At 46.7% G+C, this 4,122-nt stretch carries 5 protein-coding genes and 1 other annotated feature; all 5 genes read right to left on the bottom strand.

All coding sequences use genetic code 11. The features are described 5' to 3' along the window. The coding region (locus PGX78_RS06580) for a tryptophan transporter (protein WP_270446003.1) at positions 1-983 on the bottom strand (983 nt) is incomplete at its 3' end. 13 nt (positions 984-996) lie between these two features. Continuing rightward, complete coding sequence (locus PGX78_RS06575) at positions 997-1,704, bottom strand: energy-coupling factor transporter transmembrane component T (RefSeq protein ID WP_006941002.1); 708 nt, start codon at positions 1,702-1,704, stop codon at positions 997-999. Beyond that, on the bottom strand, positions 1,698-2,516 hold the full coding sequence (locus tag PGX78_RS06570; RefSeq protein WP_270445997.1) for an energy-coupling factor ABC transporter ATP-binding protein: 819 nt from the start codon (positions 2,514-2,516) through the stop codon (positions 1,698-1,700). Before PGX78_RS06570 ends, PGX78_RS06575 begins: the two co-directional genes overlap by 7 nt. Positions 2,517-2,555: 39 nt before the next feature. Further along, positions 2,556-2,806, bottom strand: a binding site (T-box leader). A 48-nt stretch (positions 2,807-2,854) separates the two neighbouring features. Beyond that, the gene (locus PGX78_RS06565) at positions 2,855-3,184 is read right to left on the bottom strand and encodes a DMT family transporter (RefSeq protein ID WP_270445994.1); all 330 of its coding nucleotides are present in this window, start codon (positions 3,182-3,184) and stop codon (positions 2,855-2,857) included. A 5-nt stretch (positions 3,185-3,189) separates the two neighbouring features. Then, the gene (gene rhaD, locus PGX78_RS06560; protein WP_270445991.1) at positions 3,190-4,017 is read right to left on the bottom strand and encodes a rhamnulose-1-phosphate aldolase; all 828 of its coding nucleotides are present in this window, start codon (positions 4,015-4,017) and stop codon (positions 3,190-3,192) included. Between the last annotated feature and the right edge of the window lie 105 nt (positions 4,018-4,122).

Here is a 4,122-nt window from a genome sequence, read left to right as displayed (position 1 = left end):
TCTTCGGCACCCATTCCCATATTTTCCAGAGAAAAGGCGATTTCTTCTTCAACCGTCATAGCAACAAGCTGGCTGTCGTAATCATCCAACATGGTGCCCACATGCTTGGATAAGTCGGCTATAGTCGACTGCGTTACAGCTTTTCCTTTAACGTAGACCATCCCCTTCATGACACCGCCGAAGTAGTGCGGAATCGCACCGCTCATGGCCATGCACAGAGAACTTTTGCCGCTGCCGCTCTCCCCCGTAACGACCAGAAAATCACCTTTATGTACCTGTAAGTTTACATCATCCAAAACGGGGTTTTTCTTTCCGTTGTACGTATAAGAAAGATGTTCCATGGAGATCAATGCGTCCGAAGCGGAAATCAATTCATAGTCCGAATGGTCGGAAATATGTTCTTCCTCATCTTGCGAATCAATGAAACCTCGCGACGATAACAGGCGGTGAGCCGGAAAATACATAAGCGGAGTAATCACACCGTTAAGCAAACCGATGATGGCAACTAAGGGCAGCATCCCTTTGAGATATACTTCTAAGGGCAAGCTCATGACAAACTTTAAAATCGTTACAAATGCTCCACCGCTCATGCACGTAGCCAAGAAACCGCTGAGCAGGGGCAAGAGAGAACATCGGCCGAGACGTAAGGAAGCAAAATTTTTGACCATAAAAGCACAAGTCAAGGCCCCCAACGGTTCACTGACCAAGTTCCCGTAAGGAAATCCCGATTTTGAGGTCAAAACATTGATCAGTGCCGCCACCAAGCCGATACCCAAAGCCTGTCGATATGACGGTTTGGTAAGGCAGATAGCCACACAGTAGGTAGCGATAGTCCAGTTGGGAGTAACTCCCGCCACGCTGGGAGATACGAGGTGAAGAATAGTCCCTATGGCCAATAACAAAGTAGATACGGTTATCCAGCGGAATTGTCCGCCTTGGCGATGGTGAAATTCCAATTCGCCTATATTTTCGATTGTTTTCACGACAATTCCTCCTTTATCCGACTACGTTCATCAATAAGGTGTAATCGGTCATGCGACCGTATACAACTAAAATACTTACCATAAGCATTAAAACAACTATTATATAGTCTGCCGTTCGCAGCGTTACATTGGCAATAAAACTGTGTTCATTACTGCCGAAAGCTCTCAATTCAAGACTCAAAGCCATTGTTTCGGAACGACCCAAAGATTTAAGAATAAGCGGTTGAACGACTGTCATATAGTTTTTGAGCCGTTTTACAATATTCCCCGAAACGGAAAGACCGCGACAAGACTGAGCCTCGCGTACAGACTTACTTTCAGCAATGAAGTCGGGCACAAACCGCAAGGCGGCAGTGAACATAAAGGCATATTCATAAGGTATATGCACCTGTTTTACCAAGGCAGCCGTTAAGTCCTGAAGTCGGGTCGTCGTTAATAAAATGATAAAAACCGTCGTCATGGACAGCATACGAAATCCTGTTACATACGCCGATTCAAGCGAACCGCCGCCAAGGAGTTGAACCAATCCTAAAAAGACGGCAAACACACACAGGCTCAGTAACCCCTTCAAATTTCTCTTAAACTCTCCGCACGTTGCCAGCAGAACCACTTCTACAATCACCAGTCCTATAAGAGGAGCCGGTGTATTAAATACGAGAGCCCAAAATGAAAAGGCGACCGTTCCTATAAGTTTTGTCAAAGGTACTAATCGATTTAACATGTCCGTGCTCCTTTCACGCGTGCCAACAAGGCTTCTCTGAAAGCCTCCATGGTCGGGCAGTAAGGCAATCCCGGTACGGCCATCGCCATTTCCACCGAATCGGGACGACTAAGCCCCAACTCATACAAGTCATTTCTGCGAGTAAACAATTCTTCCGGCGTACCGTCAAAGGCTTTCGTGCGGTTGCCGATAATAATGACACGTTTGCAGTATTCAGCCAAAAGTTCCATATCGTGAGTAATTAATAAAACGGTAATTCCCTGACGGTTCAAGTCCGACAGAAGCTCCATGAGTCGGCGCTTTTCTTTGTTATCCTGACCGCTTGTAGGCTCATCCAAAATAATATACTGCGTGTTCATGGCCAAGGCTGATGCAATGGCCACTCTCTGTTTTTCACTACGGTTCAGGTTAGGCGGATATTCCGCTGCTTTTTCCGTAAGACCTGTTTCGGCTAAAGCCTTTACGACAGCCGCTTCCACTTCATCTTTGCTACGCCCCGCCTGTTCCGGTCCGTAAGCCACTTCTTCTGCTACAGTAGGCCGAAACATTTGTCGCTCAGGCCTTTGAAATACATATCCGATATAGCGGCTTCTTTCTGACGGTTCCGTTGCGGTTACGTCACGAGCATCTATCAAAATCTTCCCTTCTGAAGGCTTTTCCAAGCCCATCATCAAACGCGTTACCGTCGTTTTACCGCAACCGTTCCGACCGCCTAAGCCGATGAACTCCCCTTCGCGTATCATTAAATTCATATTCTCCAACACGGGAACACCGTTTCCGTATGCAAATCCCACATCTTTCAATTCCAGCATCTTTTTCCCTCCAAACAACAAAAAACCTTCCATCCCTTATAAAGGGACGAAAGGTTACATATTCTTCCGCGGTACCACCCAAATTGGCATTACGCCCGACTCATCATGTACAGCTTATGCGATACACGTTTCTTTATTAACGGTGGAAATACACCGGCACTCCCTACTGGTTTCCGTTCAGGGCGCATCTCCCGAATCCATTCCGTTTGTCGACACGTACCGGGCTCTCACCGCCGCCGGCTCTCTGAAACTGTCAGCTCAAACGTACTCGTTTCGTTCATAGACTCTTTAATATATGATAAGTAATATACAGGCTTTTTTCTCAAAAGTCAACTATTTTAATGGCCCGTATTTCCCAATAAATTTAAAACAAGCACTCCTGCAAGGATCAACATAATACCTATAATATTATATACATTCATCGTCTCCCCGAAAACGGTGACGGCAATAATGGCCGTTGCTACCAACCCAACACCCGACCAAGTCGCATAGGTTACATTTAACGGCAACGTATCCATAATAGTAGCCAAAACATAAAAAGCGATGCCGTAACAAATAAAAACACCTAATGTGGGATAAAGTCGTGAATATCCGTCGGACATCTTCATGAAAGAAGTGCCCAAAAGTTCAAAGACAATAGCTACACCGAGCAGAAGATAACTTTTCATACCGCTTATCCTTTCGCATTCAATGCCCCCTCATTCAATTTCAAACCACACGCCTTTTCCAAAGCCCGTAAATTATCCGTCGAAACACCCTGACGTTTTCCGCCCATGGCAGCAACGGTACAACAAATTTGCGCCGATTTTTCCAAAACTTCCATGAGACCGAAGGTATCGTCGAAATCGTCACCGCACGTGAAGGTACCGTGCTGGGCCCAGACGACAGCCCGATAGTTTTTCATCTTTTCCAAGGTCGCTTCCGCGGCTTCCCGGCTGCCGGGCAATACCCAGGGAACAATACCGATTCCTTCCGGAAAAACGATAGGATTTTCTATATCCGCTTCCCATAAATGGCGCGTAAACACGGCATCATCCAAGGGAATCGTAAAGGTACTGGCAATTAAATAAGGCGGATGGGCATGATAAATGACCCGATTCTTTTCTTCATCCGCTCTCTTTTTCAAGGCGCTTACAGCCAAATGAGTGGGCAACTCGCTCGTCGGCCGCCCCTGGTCTTCCAAGCCCCAGACAATACGATATGCGGCTCCGTCTGTCGATATTTCAATAATCCCTGCACAGCGACGCGGCTCTTTTACAACGTGTCGCATCCACTTGCCGCTTCCTGTGACGAGGTAATATTCGCCGCCCACATGCGGTTCCGCTTTCACCAAGACTTGCCAAGTCTCCGTTTTATGAAATAAGGCCTCACAGGCTTTCACTTCTCCCGACGTTAATCGATACGTAAGGTTACCGCCGTTACGCTCGTGCCAACCGCGTCGATCCGCCGCTTCGGCAAGGTCTGAAAAATCTCTGAAAAAGGGCATTTCTTCTATATACATCCGTCTGTCCTCCTGTTCTATCCGTAGGATACCATAACCCGGAAAGTTTCGTCCATAATCCCTCTTGACAAGAAGTATACCTTTCCGATAGACTATGGGACAAGA

The organism is Megasphaera sp. AF13-6AC (assembly GCF_027685385.1).
GTDB lineage: Bacteria > Bacillota > Negativicutes > Veillonellales > Megasphaeraceae > Megasphaera > Megasphaera micronuciformis.
The sequence above is the reverse complement of the archived record's forward strand: the minus strand, read 5'-3'. Positions and strand labels throughout refer to the sequence as shown.

Coding starts and splice junctions, on each gene's coding strand:
- PGX78_RS06570 (WP_270445997.1), bottom strand. CDS start 2,516: ATGCTGGAATTGAAAGATGTGGGATTTGCATACGGAAACGGTGTTCCC.
- rhaD (WP_270445991.1), bottom strand. CDS start 4,017: ATGTATATAGAAGAAATGCCCTTTTTCAGAGATTTTTCAGACCTTGCC.
- PGX78_RS06565 (WP_270445994.1), bottom strand. CDS start 3,184: ATGAAAAGTTATCTTCTGCTCGGTGTAGCTATTGTCTTTGAACTTTTG.
- PGX78_RS06575 (WP_006941002.1), bottom strand. CDS start 1,704: ATGTTAAATCGATTAGTACCTTTGACAAAACTTATAGGAACGGTCGCC.